At 72.2% G+C, this 15,664-nt stretch carries 11 protein-coding genes and 4 tRNA genes; 9 read left to right on the top strand and 6 right to left on the bottom strand.

Translation table 11 applies throughout. The annotated features are described in order from the left end of the window. Positions 1-45 precede the first annotated feature (45 nt). From AB0H64_RS23880 to AB0H64_RS23870, 3 genes are all read right to left on the bottom strand, one after another. The gene (locus AB0H64_RS23880; RefSeq protein ID WP_357628232.1) at positions 46-846 is read right to left on the bottom strand and encodes an SAM-dependent methyltransferase; all 801 of its coding nucleotides are present in this window, start codon (positions 844-846) and stop codon (positions 46-48) included. Between the two features lie 72 nt (positions 847-918). Continuing rightward, complete coding sequence (glmS, locus tag AB0H64_RS23875) at positions 919-2,739, bottom strand: glutamine--fructose-6-phosphate transaminase (isomerizing) (RefSeq protein ID WP_357628229.1); 1,821 nt, start codon at positions 2,737-2,739, stop codon at positions 919-921. 89 nt (positions 2,740-2,828) lie between these two features. Then, complete coding sequence (locus AB0H64_RS23870) at positions 2,829-3,104, bottom strand: hypothetical protein (RefSeq protein ID WP_310711076.1); 276 nt, start codon at positions 3,102-3,104, stop codon at positions 2,829-2,831. A 156-nt stretch (positions 3,105-3,260) separates the two neighbouring features. Here AB0H64_RS23870 and AB0H64_RS23865 point away from each other — a divergent pair, with 156 nt between their 5' ends. The 6 genes from AB0H64_RS23865 (at position 3,261) to AB0H64_RS23840 (ending at position 7,114) form a co-directional block, all read left to right on the top strand. Next, entirely contained in the window at positions 3,261-5,219 is a 1,959-nt protein-coding gene (locus tag AB0H64_RS23865) for an N-acetylmuramoyl-L-alanine amidase (RefSeq protein ID WP_357628226.1), read from the top strand. A 122-nt stretch (positions 5,220-5,341) separates the two neighbouring features. Beyond that, a tRNA-Gly gene (locus tag AB0H64_RS23860) sits at positions 5,342-5,413 on the top strand. Between the two features lie 16 nt (positions 5,414-5,429). Then, positions 5,430-5,500, top strand: a tRNA-Cys gene (locus AB0H64_RS23855). Positions 5,501-5,552: 52 nt separating this feature from the next. Beyond that, positions 5,553-5,624, top strand: a tRNA-Gly gene (locus tag AB0H64_RS23850). Positions 5,625-5,643: 19 nt separating this feature from the next. Continuing rightward, positions 5,644-5,718 (top strand) — tRNA-Val (locus AB0H64_RS23845). 103 nt (positions 5,719-5,821) lie between these two features. Further along, entirely contained in the window at positions 5,822-7,114 is a 1,293-nt protein-coding gene (locus AB0H64_RS23840; RefSeq protein ID WP_357628223.1) for a hydroxyacid-oxoacid transhydrogenase, read from the top strand. A gap of 13 nt (positions 7,115-7,127) precedes the next feature. Here the strand turns inward: AB0H64_RS23840 and AB0H64_RS23835 are convergent, their stop codons facing one another. Continuing rightward, entirely contained in the window at positions 7,128-8,147 is a 1,020-nt protein-coding gene (locus AB0H64_RS23835; RefSeq protein WP_357628220.1) for a Rid family hydrolase, read from the bottom strand. 300 nt (positions 8,148-8,447) lie between these two features. Here AB0H64_RS23835 and AB0H64_RS23830 point away from each other — a divergent pair, with 300 nt between their 5' ends. The 3 genes from AB0H64_RS23830 to AB0H64_RS23820 all read left to right on the top strand — a co-directional run bounded on the left by AB0H64_RS23830 (position 8,448) and on the right by AB0H64_RS23820 (position 12,237). After that, positions 8,448-9,314 (top strand): MEDS domain-containing protein, encoded by an 867-nt coding sequence (locus tag AB0H64_RS23830; protein WP_357628218.1) that lies wholly within the window; start codon positions 8,448-8,450, stop codon positions 9,312-9,314. Continuing rightward, a complete protein-coding gene (locus AB0H64_RS23825; protein WP_357628215.1) occupies positions 9,304-10,179 on the top strand; it encodes an ATP-binding protein in 876 nt (291 codons plus the stop codon). Before AB0H64_RS23830 ends, AB0H64_RS23825 begins: the two co-directional genes overlap by 11 nt. A gap of 108 nt (positions 10,180-10,287) precedes the next feature. Then, positions 10,288-12,237, top strand: coding sequence for a hypothetical protein (locus tag AB0H64_RS23820; protein ID WP_357628212.1), 1,950 nt, complete (start codon positions 10,288-10,290; stop codon positions 12,235-12,237). On the opposite strand, the gene AB0H64_RS23815 is transcribed toward AB0H64_RS23820, so the two are convergent. Together AB0H64_RS23815 and AB0H64_RS23810 are read right to left on the bottom strand one after the other, a co-directional pair. Further along, on the bottom strand, positions 12,219-14,258 hold the full coding sequence (locus AB0H64_RS23815; RefSeq protein WP_357628209.1) for a hypothetical protein: 2,040 nt from the start codon (positions 14,256-14,258) through the stop codon (positions 12,219-12,221). The genes AB0H64_RS23820 and AB0H64_RS23815 overlap by 19 nt on opposite strands. Positions 14,259-14,451: 193 nt before the next feature. Beyond that, on the bottom strand, positions 14,452-15,606 hold the full coding sequence (locus AB0H64_RS23810; RefSeq protein ID WP_357628207.1) for a 4-hydroxybenzoate 3-monooxygenase: 1,155 nt from the start codon (positions 15,604-15,606) through the stop codon (positions 14,452-14,454). Positions 15,607-15,664 lie beyond the last annotated feature (58 nt).

The following is a 15,664-nucleotide window of genomic DNA, read 5'->3' as shown; positions in this document are numbered from 1 at the left end:
GAGCCAGCATCTCGCTACACCAGGTTAACGAAGCACTACAAGCCGTCACACATCAGGGGCTATGGGATGCTTCCACCCCACACCCGCCATGAGGTACGAACCGCCACCCGGCTCTCCGGCCAGGCGGGGCCGGTCAGGGCGCCAGTCCGCGGCGTTCACCAGGCCGGGCTCGACCAGGGCGAAGTCGCCGAAGAAGCGCCGGATGGCGGCCGGCGGCCGGTCGGCGCCGCGCCCCTGGGAGATCGGGGTGACGCCTCCGCCGCCCGCCGGCCGGCCGGGGGCGGCGGCATGGGTGATCACCAGGTGACTGCCCGGCGCGACCACCTCGCGCAGCCGTGTCACCATCTCGTACGGCCCGTCCGCGTCGGGGATGAAGTGCAGGATGCCGACCAGCAGGATCCCCACCGGCCGGCCGAGGTCCAGAAGCTCCGAGGCGCGCTCCAGCACCTCGTCCGTGTCGAGCAGGTCCGCCTGGAGGAAGGCGGCCCGGCGGTCCGGGGCCGCCCCGCCTCCGTCGTCCTCGCCCAGCAGGGCCCTGGCGTGCGCGGCCACGACCGGGTCATGGTCGACGTACACCACGCGGGCGTCCGGCACGATCTCGTGGACGCTGCCCTGGGTGGGCAGCCCGCTGCCGAGGTCGAGGAACTGGCGCACACCGGCGCCCGCGAGGTGGCGCACGGCCCGCCGCAGGAAGCCGCGGTTGGCCCGCGCCAGCGGCACGGCCTGCGGGACCAGCGCTACCAGCCGCTCGGTCGCCTCGCGGTCGACGGCGTAGTTGTCGTGGCCGCCGAGCAGGTAGTCGTACATGCGGGCGACGTTCGGCGTGTGAGGATCGAACTCGGCCACATTCGGATCTTAGGTCGAGAATGCGCTGTTAACACGACCTTTGTGCGATTGTAGCCATAGTGCCGCGCGAATTTATTCGACTGTGACACTCTTCGCGAGATTGCGAGGCTTGTCCACATCGCGGTCCAGAGCCACGGCGGCGTGGTAGGCGAGGAGCTGGAGCGGGATCGTCAGCAGGATGGGGTCGAGCTCGATCTCGTTCTTCGGCACCACGATCACGTCGTCGGCCAGCTTGGCGTCGGGCTCGCGGTGACCCACCATGAGCACCTGGCCGCCGCGGGCGCGGATCTCGCCGAGCGTGGTGAGGTTCTTGTCCAGCAGCTCGTCGTCGGGCACGATCGCCACCGTCGGCATCTCCGGGCCGATCAGCGCGAGCGGACCGTGCTTGAGCTCGCTGGCCGGGTACGCCTCGGCGTGGACGTAGGAGATCTCCTTGAGCTTCTGGGCGCCCTCGCGGGCGACCGGGTAGCCGCGCACGCGCCCGACGAACATCATGCTCGGGTACGGGGCGTACTTCCGCGCCAGCTCGGCGATCTTGTCGCCCTGGGAGAGGATCTCCTGGATCTGGGCCGGCAGGCGGCGCAGGCCCTCGACGACGCGGCGGCCGTCGGCGGGCGACAGGTCGTGGACGCGCCCGAAGTGCAGGGCGAGCAGCGCGAACGCCAGCGCGGTCGAGGTGAACGCCTTCGTCGAGGCGACCGACACCTCAGGCCCGGCGTGCAGGTAGACGCCGCCGTCGACCTCGCGGGCGATGGCGCTGCCGACCGCGTTGACGATGCCGATGACCCGGCCGCCCTTGCGCTTGAGCTCCTGCACGGCGGCCAGCGTGTCGTACGTCTCGCCCGACTGGCTGATCGCGACGTAGAGGGTGTCGGGGTCGACGACCGGGTTGCGGTAGCGGAACTCGCTGGCCGGCTCGGCGTCGGCCGGGATGCGGGCCAGCTCCTCGATGAGCTGGGCGCCGATCTGGCCGGAGTAGTACGCGGAGCCGCATCCGATGATCTTGACGCGGCGGAAGGAGCGGGTCTCGCGGGCGTCCATGTTGAGGCCGCCCAGGTGGGCGATGTGGAAGCGCTCGTCGAGCCGGCCGCTCATGGTGCGGGCCACGGTCTCGGGCTGCTCGGAGATCTCCTTGAGCAGGTAGTGCTCGTAGCCGCCGGTGTCGTAGTGGCCGGCGTCCCAGTCGACGGTCAGCGGCTCCTTGGCCGTCTCGCGGGCGTCGCTGGCGAAGGTGTGGAAGCCGTCGGCCTTGAGCACGGCCAGCTCGCCGTCCTCCAGGTGGACGACCTGACGGGTGTAGCGGACCAGCGCGGCCACGTCGGAGGCGGCGAACATCTCCTTCTCGCCGATGCCGAGCACGATCGGGCTGCCGTTGCGGGCCACGACCACCTCTCCCGGCCGCTCGGCGTCCATGACCGCGATGCCGTACGTCCCGACGACGCTCTTCAGCGCCTTGCGTACGGCCTCCTCCAGCGAGTCGGTCTCCTTCACGGTGCGGGCGATCAGGTGGGCCAGCACCTCGGTGTCGGTCTCGGAGAGGAACTCCGCGCCGTCGGCCACCAGCTTGGCGCGCAACTCGTCGGCGTTCTCGATGATGCCGTTGTGCACGACGGCGACGCGCTCGTCGGACGACAGGTGCGGATGCGCGTTGACGTCACTGGGAACGCCGTGGGTGGCCCACCGGGTGTGGCCGATGCCGAGCCCGCCCTTGAACCTGGCCGGCACGACTTTGGCCAGGTCGGCGACCCTGCCCTTGACCTTGCGGACCTTGAGGCCCTTGTTGGAGACCACGACACCGGCCGAGTCGTACCCGCGGTACTCCAGCCGTTGCAGGCCCTCCAGCAGGATGGGGGCGGCGTCCTTGGGGCCGACATACGCGACGATTCCGCACATCCGACATCTCCTATCCGTGTCATCCGTCTTCTCCCGAAGACGGCGATGCAGTTGTTTCTCAGGTGGTTCTGGGGACGCCCTGTCCCGATTCAGCCGTAGACGATGCGGCGCAACTGCCGCAGGGACAGCTCGGGCGCCGCGACGCGGCGACCGCGAAGCTCGGCGGCCACTCTGGGGAAGATCTCGTCGTTGGTGAGGCCTCGGGCCTTCAGCTCGGCGTGGCGCCGCCGCACGAACGCCTCCACCGGCTCGGAGAAGTACGACAGCACGTCGGCGACCACCCGCGCGGCCTCACCGGGGCCGAGCCCGCTGGTCCGGATGAGGTGGGCGATCAGCTCCTCGTAGGGGTGCAGCGTCGTGGACACAGACGAGGACACTACGCACAGAGAACGCGACACGCCAACATCCTGCCCGGAATCGGGCAGGGATAGCCGATTCAACACGCTCTCGCGGCGGCAGCAGACTTTCCGATGCGGTGATTACTGTGCGTAGTGTAGTCGTACCGATCCGTGGAGGTTGTCATGCCGCACTGGGCCGCCGCCGGGCTGGTCACCGGTCTCGCCGCCGGGCTCCTCACCCTGCCCGGCCCCGCGCCGGGCCGCCAGGCGGACTTCGCGCGGGCGGCCGGGGAGTTCGGGGTGCCGGTGAGCCTGCTGCTCGGGGTCTCGTACCTGGAGTCGCGGTGGGACACGAACGGCGGCAGGCCGAGCACGGCGGGCGGGTACGGGCCGATGCACCTGGTGGACACGGCGGCCGCCGAGCCCGCGGCGCAGGGTGACCCCGGTGCCGCTCCCGAGCCCGAGCCCGAGGCCGGTGCCGGTGCCGCTTCCGAGCCCGGGGCCGCCGGCGGGGCGACGCTGGAGCGGGCCGCGCGGCTCACCGGGCTGCCGGCCGCGCGGCTGCGCTCCGACCCGGCCGCCAACATCAGGGGCGGCGCCGCCGTCCTGGCCTCGCTCAAGAACTCCCTCCAGACGCGCACCGGCTCCGACCCCGCCGACTGGTACGACGCCGTCGCCCGCTACGCCGGGAGCCTCTCCTCCCTCCCGTCATCCGGATCACCCGACTTCGCGGACCAGGTGTTCGAGGTGATCCGCCAGGGCGTGACCCGCAGGACCGACGACGGCTCCCTGGTCCACCTGGCGCCCGTGCCGGGCCTGCGCCCTCCCGCCGGGCCGGCCGTGCGCCCGGCGCCGGCGGCCGAGTGCCCCCGGACGCTCGACTGCGAGTGGATGCCCGCCGCGTACAAGCGCACGGCCGGCGGCTACGGCAACCACGACCTGATGCCCGCCACGGCGACGCGGCAGATCGACCACATCGTCATCCACGACACCGAGACGAAGTACCGCGACATCCCGGCGATGGTCTCCGACCCCGACTACGTGAGCTGGCACTACACGATCCGCTCCGGCGACGGGCACGTGGCCCAGCACGTGCGGACCCGGGACATCGCCTGGCACGCCGGCAACTACGACTTCAACGCCCGCTCGATCGGCATCGAGCACGAGGGCTACCTGGCCAGGGGGGCGACCTGGTACACCGAGGCGATGTACCGGTCCTCGGCCCAGTTGCTGCGCTACCTGGCGGACCTGTACGACCTGCCCCTCGACCGGGCGCACATCCTCGGCCACGACAACGTCCCGGGCACCACGGCCGAGAGCCATCCGGGCATGCACGACGACCCGGGCCCCTACTGGGACTGGGCCCACTACCTGGAGCTGGCGGGCAGTCCGATCACCGGCGCGCCGGTCCGCCCCCCGGCCCTGGCGGTGGCCGGTCCCCCGGTCCCGGCGGCCGCCGAGGGTGTGGTCACGGCCGCCCCCGCGGTCATGCCCGCGGCGGGCGCCCGCGCCAGATCGGTGATCATCCTGCCCGACTACGCGACGAACCAGCCGCTCTTCACCGGCTGCGCCGAGGCCAGGCCGGCCAGGCCCTGCGAGCCGCACGGCGCCTCGTCGGTGTGGCTGCGCACCGAGCCGAGCGAGGACGCGCCCCTGGTCGACGACATCGGCAAGCGGGTGGGCAAGCCGAGCACGTACAGCGTGTACGACCACAGCGCCCGCGCCTCCACCGGCCAGCGGTTCGCCGTGGCCGGCCGGCAGGGCGACTGGACGGCGATCTGGTACCTCGGCCAGAAGGCGTGGTTCCACAACCCGGCCACCGCTCCGACCGCCGTCCCCGCCGCGGGCGCGCTGGTCACGCCGCTGAAGGACACGGTCAGGGTGTACGGCCGCGCGTACCCCGGACACCCGGCCTACGAGGGCACGGGCGTCGCCTACCAGGAGCGCACGCCGCTGGCGTACGTGATCCGGTCCGGCCAGACGTACACGCTGGGGCAGATCGTGGCGGGCTCGTACCACAAGGCGGGCTCCTTCGACCCGGCCGCGCACGTCACGGTCACGGGCACCCGGCGCTTCTACCAGATCCAGCTCGGCCACCGGGTGGCGTTCGTCCGGGCGCGGGACGTACGCGTGATCCGGTAGCGGCTCTCCGGATCGGCGGCCGATTTCGTCCCGCCGATTTCGTCCCGGAGCCCGCCGGACGCGCGCAGGCACTCTCCGAAGGCGATATGGTTTTCCCGTGGCCGGCACTTCGCCGGAGACACGCGGAAGTGGCTCAGTGGTAGAGCATCACCTTGCCAAGGTGAGGGTCGCGGGTTCGAATCCCGTCTTCCGCTCGGAGTACGAACTCCTGGTGGAGTGGCCGAGAGGCGAGGCAGCGGCCTGCAAAGCCGTCTACACGGGTTCAAATCCCGTCTCCACCTCGGTCAGGCGGCGATCCCTCACGGGATCCGCTAAAGTAAAGTTCGGCGCCATGCGGAAGTGGCTCAGTGGTAGAGCATCACCTTGCCAAGGTGAGGGTCGCGGGTTCGAATCCCGTCTTCCGCTCTGAGTGACAACTCAACACGGACGATTAGCTCAGCGGGAGAGCGCTTCCCTGACACGGAAGAGGTCACTGGTTCAATCCCAGTATCGTCCACCATCCGCCCCAGCTCACGGCAGCCGCCGGGAGTCTGGGGCTTCTTGGCGTTCCGGGCTGATTGCGCAGGTCGCGGGGGACGGCCGCCACGGGGTAGGGAACCCGCATGACGACCACGCCTCCGGTCACCCCCGAGACCGTCTTCACCTACGGCGCGCCCCGGCTGAAGTTCGGCAACGGCGCCTCCGCCGAGATCGGCTTCGACCTCGGTCAGTACGGCGACGTCCGCCGCGTCCTGATCGTCACCGATCAGGGCGTCGCCGCCACCGGCGCCCCGCAACGGATCGCCGAGCAGATCCGCCGCCACGGCATCGACGCCCGGGTCTACGACCAGGTCCACGTCGAACCGACCGACGCCAGCCTCGCCGCCGCCGTCGAGCACGCCCGCGCCACGGGGCCCTGGGACGCGTTCGTCGCCGTCGGCGGCGGGTCGAGCATCGACACCGCGAAGGCGGTCGACCTGATGCTCACCAACCCCGGCGAGCTGATGGACTACGTCAACGCCCCGGTCGGGCACGGCCGGGCGCCGGACCACCCGCTCAAGCCGCTCGTCGCCGTACCCACGACCACCGGCACCGGCGCGGAGAGCACCACCATCTGCGTGCTTGACGTGCTGTCGCTCAAGGTCAAGACCGGTATCAGCCATGCCGCGCTGCGCCCCGCGCTCGCCGTCGTCGATCCCGACCTCACGCTGACCCAGCCGGCGGGGGTGACCGCCTCGGCCGGCATGGACATCCTCTGCCACGCGGTCGAGAGCTACACCGCCCGCTGGTACACCGGCAGCGAGCGCAAACGACCCGAGCAGCGGGTGCCCTACTGCGGCGCGAACCCGATCTCCGACATGTGGGCCGAGCAGGCCATGCGGCTGCTGGCGAGATCGTTCCGGCGCGCCGTGCGCCACGGCGACGACACGGCGGCCCGTGGCGAGATGGCCCTGGCCGCGACGTTCGCCGGGATGGGCTTCGGCAACGCCGGCGTGCACCTTCCGCACGCCAACGCCTACCCCATCGCCGGGCGGGTCCGCGACTTCCACCCGAAGGACTACCCCGGCGACGAGCCGATGGTCCCGCACGGGATGTCGGTCGCGCTCACGGCGCCGGAGGCGTTCAGGTTCACCTTCCCGGCGGCGCCGGAACGCCACCTGCGCGCCGCCCGGCTGCTCGCCCCGGACAGGGAGGAGCCGGCCGAGCCGGCCGAGTTCCTGCCGGGCGTCCTGGTCGATCTCATGCGCGACGTCGGCGTCCCCAACGGGATCGGCGCCGTCGGGTACGGCACGGACGACATCGATGCCCTGGTCGAGGGGACGATGAGGCAGCAGCGCCTGCTCGCGACCGCTCCCGCGCCGGTGACGGAGGAGGACGTGGCGGGCATCTTCACGCGCTCCATCGACCTGTGGTGACCCGGCCGGATGGTCAGGCGGCGCGTCTCGTGGCGAGGATGACGCCGGACCCGTGGGACAGCTCCACCGCCACCAGGTCCGGATGGCCGAGGACGGCGCGCCGTACGTCGTGCTGCCGGGCCGCGAGATCGGCGGGCCAGTGCGGCTGCGGCGTCATGTCGTCCACCACGAGCGTCCCGCGTGGGCCGAGGGCGGCGATCACCCGGTCGAGGCCCTCGTGCTTGCCGCCCTCGGCGTCGGCGAAGATCAGGTCGAACGTGCCGAGCCCGTCCAGGAGCTCCAGGACGTCACCGCTCGTCGGGCGGACGAACGCGGGCCAGCCCGCCCCGGCGGCGGCCAGGCCGATCCGCTCGGCGTCGCGCTCGACCGTGACGAGCGTGACGTCCGTCCTCGGGGCGAGCCCGGACAGGAGCCACGCGGTCCCCACCCCGAGCCCCGTGCCGATCTCCAGGACGCGCCCGTGCTCGGGCACCCGCGCTGCGAGCACGGCCAGCAGCCGGCCGACGGCGTGCTCGCACGCGTACGGGAACCCGGCGGCCCCGGCCCGCGCCTGAGCCTCCGCGACCAGCACCGGCAGCCGACCGGCCTCGGATTCATGCGCGGGCCCAGGCGCGGGCTCAGGCTCGGGTGGGAGCGCGGCCGTGAGGTCCAGCTCGACCAACTGGCCCGTGAACCCGAGCCGCGCCACTCCCAGGAGCGTGGAGGCGGTCGTGAACGCCGGAGCCAGGGCCGAGGCGTTCAGCCGCCGCCACACGGCGGCCAGCGCGTCCCTCTCCTCGCTCACCACGTAGATCACCGACCGGACCACGTCCTCCGGCCGCGCGCCCGCGGCGTCCAGGGCGGTCAGAGCGTTGGCGATCACCTGGTCGGTCTGGGCGAGGACGTCCCCCTCACCCACGACGGCGCCCGTCCGGTCGAGAGGACACTGCCCGGCAAGGTGGGCCGTGCGGCCGGGCGCGGCGAGCGTCACGTGGCTGTAGCCGGGAGTGGGGTGCAGGGAAGCAGGGTTGAGGCGCTGGATCCGTTGGGTCACACGGTGATGGTGGCGGACGACGCGTGCGCTGGGCCAGCGGTTATCCGGCGGAAGAGCCAAGGATGTACGTGTGCGTCCCCTCGTTGAGGGCACACGTGTAGCGGCCAGGGTGGCCGTGAGGCTCCGGCGGGACGCCTCGGAACGGGCGGAAGGCGAGGGCGGCTGTGAGGGGACGGGCGCCGCGCGCTCCGGGACGGTGGTGACGAATGAGTCCCGAGGAGCGTACCGGTTGCGGCCGGTCACTACCCTGGGTGGTCTGGCGATGTGGGCGGCGGCGGCCGCGAGGGGATGGGTGGCCCGGTGACGGACGCGGAAGTGCAGATCACGGACCTCACGGTCAACGATCACGCCTGCCTCACCTTCGGCGAGCCGGAGGAGCTCCACGACCTGACCGCGGCGTTCGTGCGGGACGGGCTGAAGGGCGGGTTGCGGGTGGTGTGGCTGTGCGTGGAGCCGCAGGAGGCGCTGGCCGAGCTCGGCCACCGCGGGATCTCCGTGCAGTCCGCCACCGCCAACGGCCGGATGGAGGTCCTGGCCTGCAAGGAGGGCCTGCTGTCGGGCCAGGCGTTCGCCGTGGAGCACGCCATGGGCTGGTTGCGCGACCAGATCGAGCAGACCGCGGACGAGGGCTACTCCGGGCTGCGGGTGGCGCTCGACATGGGGTGGGCGCTCCAGCCGGTCAGCGGGATCGAGCAGTTGCCGGCGTTCGAGGAGGAGATCGCCACCGCCCTGTCCGGCACCAGCGTCTCGGTGCTGTGCCAGTACGACCGCGACCGCTTCGACCCGGTCACGCTGGCGTCGGTGTCGCCGTTCCACACGCACTCGGTGGCCGCCGCCACGTACCACAACGACCCGTTGCTACGAATATGCCGCCAGTACGCGCCACCCGGCATCCGGCTGGCCGGGCAGATGGACCGGACCGCGGAGGACGCGCTGAGGATGGCGCTGACCGAGGCGATCAGGGGCGAAGGTGACATCACCGTCAACATGGCCGAGCTCGCGTTCATCGACCTCTCCAGCGCCCGCATGATCATGGAGGCGGCCAGGAGCGTGGCCCCCGATCGGAAGGTGGATCTGCGGTGCAGCCGTGCGACCGCGTCGAGGTTCGTGCTGCTGGGAGCCGGCGGCATTCCGGGGATCAATCTGGTGACCGGTCATGGTCGATGACGAGTCCGTGAACCTGCCCCCGGCCGCGAAAGGCGATCCGGACCTCATCCTCGACCAGTCGTTCGACGCCGACCTGCTGTACGCGCTGCGCGCCACGCTGGAGGCGCACGCCTCGCACGCCGGCCTGCCCGACGGGCGGGCCATGGACCTGGTGATCACCGTGCACGAGCTGGCCACCAACGCGGTGGTCCACGGCGCGGGCACGGGCCGGGTGCGGATCTGGCGGATGGCCGGCGCACTGCGGTGCGAGGTCAGCGACGCGGGACCGTCCCTGAAGCCCCGTATCCCCCGGCCGGACGCGGACACCGAGGCCTTGCCGGACGCCGGACAGCTGGAAGAAGCCGCGGGTGAGGCGCGGACCCCTGTGCCCGACGCCGCCCGCTGGCCGGTCCAGCACGGGCACGGGCTGTGGATCGCCCGTTTCCTGCCCGACCGGTTCATGATCGGCTCCGGCCCGGAGGGCACCGTCGCGGTCGCCGACTTCGCCCTTCCCCCGGACGGGCACGACACGCCGTTCGGCCTCAGCCGCCTCGATCAGGGGTCGCACGTCCTGCTGGAGCTGTCCGGGTCGCTGGGCGACCAGGCGGCGCTGGAGCTCGCCGCCGTGGTCCGCGACGTCGTCTCCGGTGAGCCCGAGCCGCGGCTGGTGATGGACCTGAGCGCGGTGACGTTCTGGGACGCGATGGGGGTCGCCGCCCTGATCACCGCGCAGCAGCAGGTGGACGGCGCCAAGGCCGGGACCCTGGTGCTCACCGGCATCAGGCCGGACTTCCGGCGGCGGCTGGACGCGCTCAGCCCCGCGCCCCTGACGGTCCGCGACACCCCGGAGGAGGCCGCGCGCCTGTTCCGGTCTCCACCCCGGTAGCCCCTCCCCCCGTACCGCGTGCCGGGATCGGCGCCGCGGCGGTCTTGTCATGGGCAGTGCTCAGGATTACGGTCAAGCCCGTAATCCCGTTCTAGCGGAGGTAGGCCCATGCGCTTACTCGTCGTACTCCTCTTGACCGCCTTGTCCCTCACTGCTCCGGCCCAGGCCGAAACCGCCACGCCGCCGACCGGCTGCGGTTTCCAGAGCCTCGGCTCCCTGCCGCTCACCGGTGCCACCACGGCGGGCACCGCACTCGACGGCGACCGTCTCTACTCCGTCACCTCCAGCGCCTCCGGTCCCGCGATCCTGGGCGTCAGGAACGCCGCCGACGCGAGCCTCGTCGCCGAGCGGCCCCTTCCCCTCGCGCTCGGCTCCTGGGCCGTCACCGTCGCCCCCGACCACTCCGTCTACGTGGGCAGCTACAACGCCACCGCAGGGGCCATGGGCAGGCTGTTCCGCTACGACCCCGCCACCGACGAGGTGCGCGAGCTGGGCATCGCCGTGCCGGGCGAGACGTTCGTCTGGACGGTCGCCGCCAGCCCGGACGGGACCGCCGTCTACGGCGGCACCTCGCCCAACGGCCGGCTGTTCCGCCACGACACGGCGACCGGCCGTATCGACGACCTCGGCAGCCCCGTCCCCGGTGAGCAGTACATCCGCGACCTCGCCATCGCCGAGGACGGCACCATCTACGCCGGTGTCGGCGCGCAGAGCATGAAGGTCGCCGTGCTGCGGCCCGACGGAACCCTCGTCAAGGTGATCGACCCGCCGATCACGGGCAGCGGCTACGCCTACGACCTCGACGTCGTCGGCCGCCACCTCCTGGTCCGCTTCGGCACCACCACCGGCACCAACCCGATGGGCGTCTACGACCTGGCCGCCGGCGCCTGGCGCGACGTCGTGGACGACATCGACAGTCTCACCGTGGGCGGCGGCCGGCACGGCCACCAGGTGTACCTGGTCCAGGGGGACGAGCTCGTCACGTACGACCTCAGGACCAGGAAGACCACCAAGCTGGGCTTCACCGACCTCGGCGGCGGCGCGGCCAGGATCCTCGGCTGGAACGGCGGCACGCTCGTCGGCACCTCCTCCACCGGCCGCGTCTGGCACTACGACCGCCACCGTCGCCGCGGCAGGCTGTTCGACTCCACCCTGACCGGGCAGCCCGTCTCCATCAGGTCCATGGGCGTCGGCCCCGACGGACGTATCTACGCGGGCGGCTTCTTCACCGGCGGCCTCGCCGCGTACGACCCCGCCACCGGCGCGTCGCAGTTCTGGCCGAACGTGGGCCAGAGCGAGGCCATCGTCACCCACAAGGGCAAGCTCTACCTGGGCGTCTACCCCGGCGCCCGCATCTACGAGTTCGACGGCGCCGAGCCGAGGAAGCTGCTCGAGCTCGCCGGCCAGGAGCAGGACCGGCCGTTCGCCCTGGTGTCGGCGGGCGACTGGCTGGCGTTCGGCACCGTGCCCAAGGCCGGCTCGGTCGGCGGCGCGCTGGGCCTGCTAGACCCGGCCACCGGCCGGACCGTGATCAGGCGCGATCTCATCCCCGGCCAGAGCATCATCGCCCTCGCCTACCGCGACGGCGTCCTCTACGGCACCACGTCCGCGTTCGGCGCCACCGGGGTCCCGCAGGGCGACGCGGCGCACGCCTTCGCCTACGACATCGCCACCGACACGCTCAGGTGGACGACCACCCCTGTGCCCGGCGACCTGGCGCTCGGCTCGATCACCTTCGACGGCGACGGCAGGTTGTGGGGACTCAGCCCCGACGCGCTGTTCGAGCTCGACCCCGCCACCGGGCGGGCACTGCGGACCGTGAAACACCAGACCTACCCGTGGTCCACCGCCACCCAGGTCTGGCTCGACACCAACATCGAGCCGGGCCGCGACGGCCGGCTGTACGGCAAGGTGCAGGGCAAGGCGTACCGGATCGACCGGGCGACGATGGCGCTCACGCTCATCGCCCGGCCGATCTCGATCCTGCTCAAGGGGCCTGACGAGCACATGTACCTGTCACGCTTCGAGAACTTCTCCACCTACCGCCTCTGCGGCTGATACCTGAACAACTCCGGCCCCTCGGCGAAGTAGACGGCTCCGGACCTGTGCACCGCGAGGTGGTGCACAGGTCCCTGCCTCAGCACCGACCGCCTGCCGGTCCGCGGATCGAGCGTGAACACCTCGGCGCCGGCGTGCGCGCCGTACAGGCGGCGGTCCCGGGCGTTGAAGACCAGCTGGCCGGAGGCCGACACGCTGTCCGACAGCGTGACCCGCGAGGTCACCTTGCGGGCCGCCACGTTCACGGCGAACACCTCGCCGCCCGCGATCCCCCACAGCCGGCCGTGGTCGTCGAAGGCGAGCGCGGGGACGGCGGGCTTCCCGGGAGCCGGGACCAGCTCCCACAGCAGTTTCCTGTCCCGCACCGACCAGGCGAACAGCTTGGCCTCCGGCTGGGTCGGCGGGGTCGCCGACTGGCCGCCGTAGATCGAGGTGCCGCCGTAGACGACGCCGTCGCGGTAGGCGAGCGAGACGATGCTCTGGTCCTTGACCACCTGCCGCTGGGCGTGGGCGACCCGGCCCTCCCGAGGGTCCCAGAGAGCGAGCACACCGCCGAGCTGCCCGAGGTCGGGCATGGTGCCGACCGCCACGTACCTGCCCGCCGGGGCCAGCGCGCGCGGCCTGATCTGCTTGTCGGCGGCGAGGTCGAGCAGCCGCGCCGGATTGGACGCGGGTCCGGGCTCGGGGCTGGGCGAGTACTCGGTGCTGTTCCACGGCAGCCGGGGGTCATAGGCGTAGATCCTGGCCTCGGGATAGGCCCCGACGTAGAGCTTGCCGCCGTGCGCCGTCATGGCCTCGCTCTGGGAGAAGGTGTGGAACTCCTCCCGCTCCCCCGTGACCGGGTCGAGCGCCGCGAATCCCCCGTTGAGGAAGCCGCCCACGTAGACGCGGCCGTCGGGACCGTCCGCGATGGCGGTGATGTCGATCGGCTCGCCCTGGATGCCCGTCTGGACGAACGACCTGGCGCCGGTCTGCGGGTTGTAGCGGAACATCAGGCCGCGCCACAGCAGCCCGACGAGGCTCCGGCCGGGGTAGTCGGGCAGGCCCAGCTCGGCCCAGCCGATGCCGCGCGTGTTCGCGACCCGTCCGGTGAAGGGCATCCCCGTCGGGGTGACGGTACGGCTGTGCGGGTCGTAGCCGACCAGCTCGCCGCCCTTCACGAAGTAGATCCGTCCCTGGTCGTCCGGCGGGGACACGTCGAGGCCGTGGGCTGATTCGAGGGTGTCCGTCCAGGCGTGAGCGGCGATGTCCCAGACGTGCAGGGGGCCCGGGAAGGCGCCGCCGTACCTGACGAAGAGGAAGCCGCCGGCGGCGTTGACGTCGTAGGCCCACTTGTCCGTGACGTCGAGGCCGGGCGGCGTGGGCAGTTTCTCCGCCACGCCGGTGGCGGCGTCCACCTCGAAGACGGCGGCCGGGTTCTCGGTGCCCGCGTAGATCTTGCCGCCGGCGTAGGAGACGCTGCGCACGTACGCGTGGGTTGCGGAGAGCCTGCCGTAGTCGCGGAAGCCGGTCGCCGGGTCGTAGCCGAACAGGCGGCCGCCCGGCGACGTGCCGCCGTACACGGTCGCACCCTCGCCCGCCGCCACCGACCAGACGAAGTTCTCGGACGGGACGGGGCGGCCGAGGTCGGTGACGCCGCCCTGGCGGGTCCAGCGGTAGAGGCGGCCGTCGCCGTAGGTGCCGGCGTAGACGCTGCCGTCGGGCGTCGCGTCCACCGCCCAGGCCCCGGCGGCGCCCGGCAGGTCGAACCGGGCCACCGCGCGGCCGGTGGCCGGGTCCACGGCGTTGAGGTGGGCGGGGGCGCCGGAGGAGGCGCCCCAGAGCACGGGGCTGCCGCTGGGGCCGGGGGCGACGGTGCCACCGAGCAGCAGCACGTCCTGGAGCGGCACACCGAGATCGGCCGGCACCGCCTCGGCGGCCGGGGGCGCGGTCGTGCCGCCCGCCGAGGCAGGCGCGGGCGCCGCCGCCAGCAGAGCGATGGCCGCCATGCCGGCGGCCATCGTTCGCGAAATTAAGGTCATGACCGAAATCTAGAAACCCGAGGCGTCGCGGGTCAATGGCGTAGTTTCGGTAAAGTCTGAAATCGTGACTCGGAGACCCGGAGGGCCGGTCCCACGGGTGAGGCGGGACCGGCCCCGGACACGGTCCGGGAAGGAGCGGTCCGGGAAGAGGCGGTGAGGGGACGGCCTGGGCGCTCGACGGCGTCAACAACCGTCAGGGCAGGCCGACGTAGTTCTCCGCCAGCGTCGTCGCGGCCGCCCGCGAGGAGGTGACGTAGTCGAGGTACGACAGCTGCAACCGCCGGCCGTACGCGTCGTCGGAGTCGAACGTGTGCAGCAGGGTCGTCATCCACCACGAGAAGTGCTGCGCCCGCCACACCCGCCGCAGGCACGCCGCCGAGTAGCCGTCCAGCAGCTCGGCCGAGCCCGTCGCGAAGAACCGGTCCAGCGCCTCCGTCAGCACCCGCACGTCGGCCACCGCCAGGTTGAGCCCCTTGGCGCCGGTCGGCGGCACGATGTGCGCGGCGTCGCCCGCGAGGTAGAGCCGGCCGTACTGCATCGGCTCGGTGACGAAGCCGCGCATCGGCGTGACGGCCTTCTCCAGGATCTCGCCGGTGGCCAGCGTGAAGCCGGGCACGGTCTCCAGGCGGGCCTTCAGCTCCGCCCAGACGCGCTCGTCCGGCCACTCCCCGGCCGTGGCGTCGGGCGGCACCTGGAGGTAGAAACGGCTGATCTCAGGTGTGCGCATGCTGTGCAGGGCGAAGCCGCGCTCCGTGCGGCTGTAGATCAGCTCGTCGGACGACGGGGCGACGCGGGCCAGGACGCCCAGCCAGGCGAACGGGTAGTCGCGCTCGTGGAAGGTCAGCGCGCCCTCCGGCACCGACGGCCTCGACACGCCGTGGAAGCCGTCGCAGCCGGCGATGACGTCGCAGTCGAGCCGCTCCCCGCCGAAGGTCAGGTACGGCTCACCGTCCAGGTCGTGCAGGGCCACGTCCTCGACCTCGAAGCGCACGTCGCCGCCCGCCGCCAGCCGGGCCGCGATCAGATCCTTGACCACCTCCTGCTGCCCGTACACGGTGATCGTCCGGCCGGGCACCAGCTCCTCGAACGCGATGCGGTGGCCCCGCCCGCCGTACCTGAGCTCGATGCCGTGGTGCGGCAGGCCCTCGCGGCGCAGCCGCTCGCCGACACCGGCCTCCACCAGCGTCTCGACCGTGCCCTGCTCCAGCACGCCGGCGCGCACGCGCCCCTCCACGTACGCGCGGCTGCGCCTCTCCAGCACCACGGAGGAGATGCCGCGCAGGTGGAGCAGGTGCGACAGGAGCAATCCCGCCGGCCCGGCCCCGATGATCCCGACCTGAGTTCGCATAGGGGGAAGGATCGTGCCCGGAGGGTGGCCGCGCCGAGCCGTCCCTTCCGTCCAGTGG

The organism is Nonomuraea sp. NPDC050733, from assembly GCF_040654215.1.
Classification (GTDB): Bacteria; Actinomycetota; Actinomycetes; order Streptosporangiales; family Streptosporangiaceae; genus Nonomuraea.
The sequence above is the reverse complement of the archived record's forward strand: the minus strand, read 5'-3'. Positions and strand labels throughout refer to the sequence as shown.

What these genes read in the sequence shown, in the direction of transcription:
- AB0H64_RS23810 (WP_357628207.1), bottom strand. Translation starts at nt 15,606, where the DNA reads ATGCGAACTCAGGTCGGGATCATCGGGGCCGGGCCGGCGGGATTGCTC.
- AB0H64_RS23825 (WP_357628215.1), top strand. Translation starts at nt 9,304, where the DNA reads ATGGTCGATGACGAGTCCGTGAACCTGCCCCCGGCCGCGAAAGGCGAT.
- AB0H64_RS23820 (WP_357628212.1), top strand. Translation starts at nt 10,288, where the DNA reads ATGCGCTTACTCGTCGTACTCCTCTTGACCGCCTTGTCCCTCACTGCT.
- AB0H64_RS23865 (WP_357628226.1), top strand. Translation starts at nt 3,261, where the DNA reads ATGCCGCACTGGGCCGCCGCCGGGCTGGTCACCGGTCTCGCCGCCGGG.
- AB0H64_RS23840 (WP_357628223.1), top strand. Translation starts at nt 5,822, where the DNA reads ATGACGACCACGCCTCCGGTCACCCCCGAGACCGTCTTCACCTACGGC.
- AB0H64_RS23815 (WP_357628209.1), bottom strand. Translation starts at nt 14,258, where the DNA reads ATGACCTTAATTTCGCGAACGATGGCCGCCGGCATGGCGGCCATCGCT.
- glmS (WP_357628229.1), bottom strand. Translation starts at nt 2,739, where the DNA reads ATGTGCGGAATCGTCGCGTATGTCGGCCCCAAGGACGCCGCCCCCATC.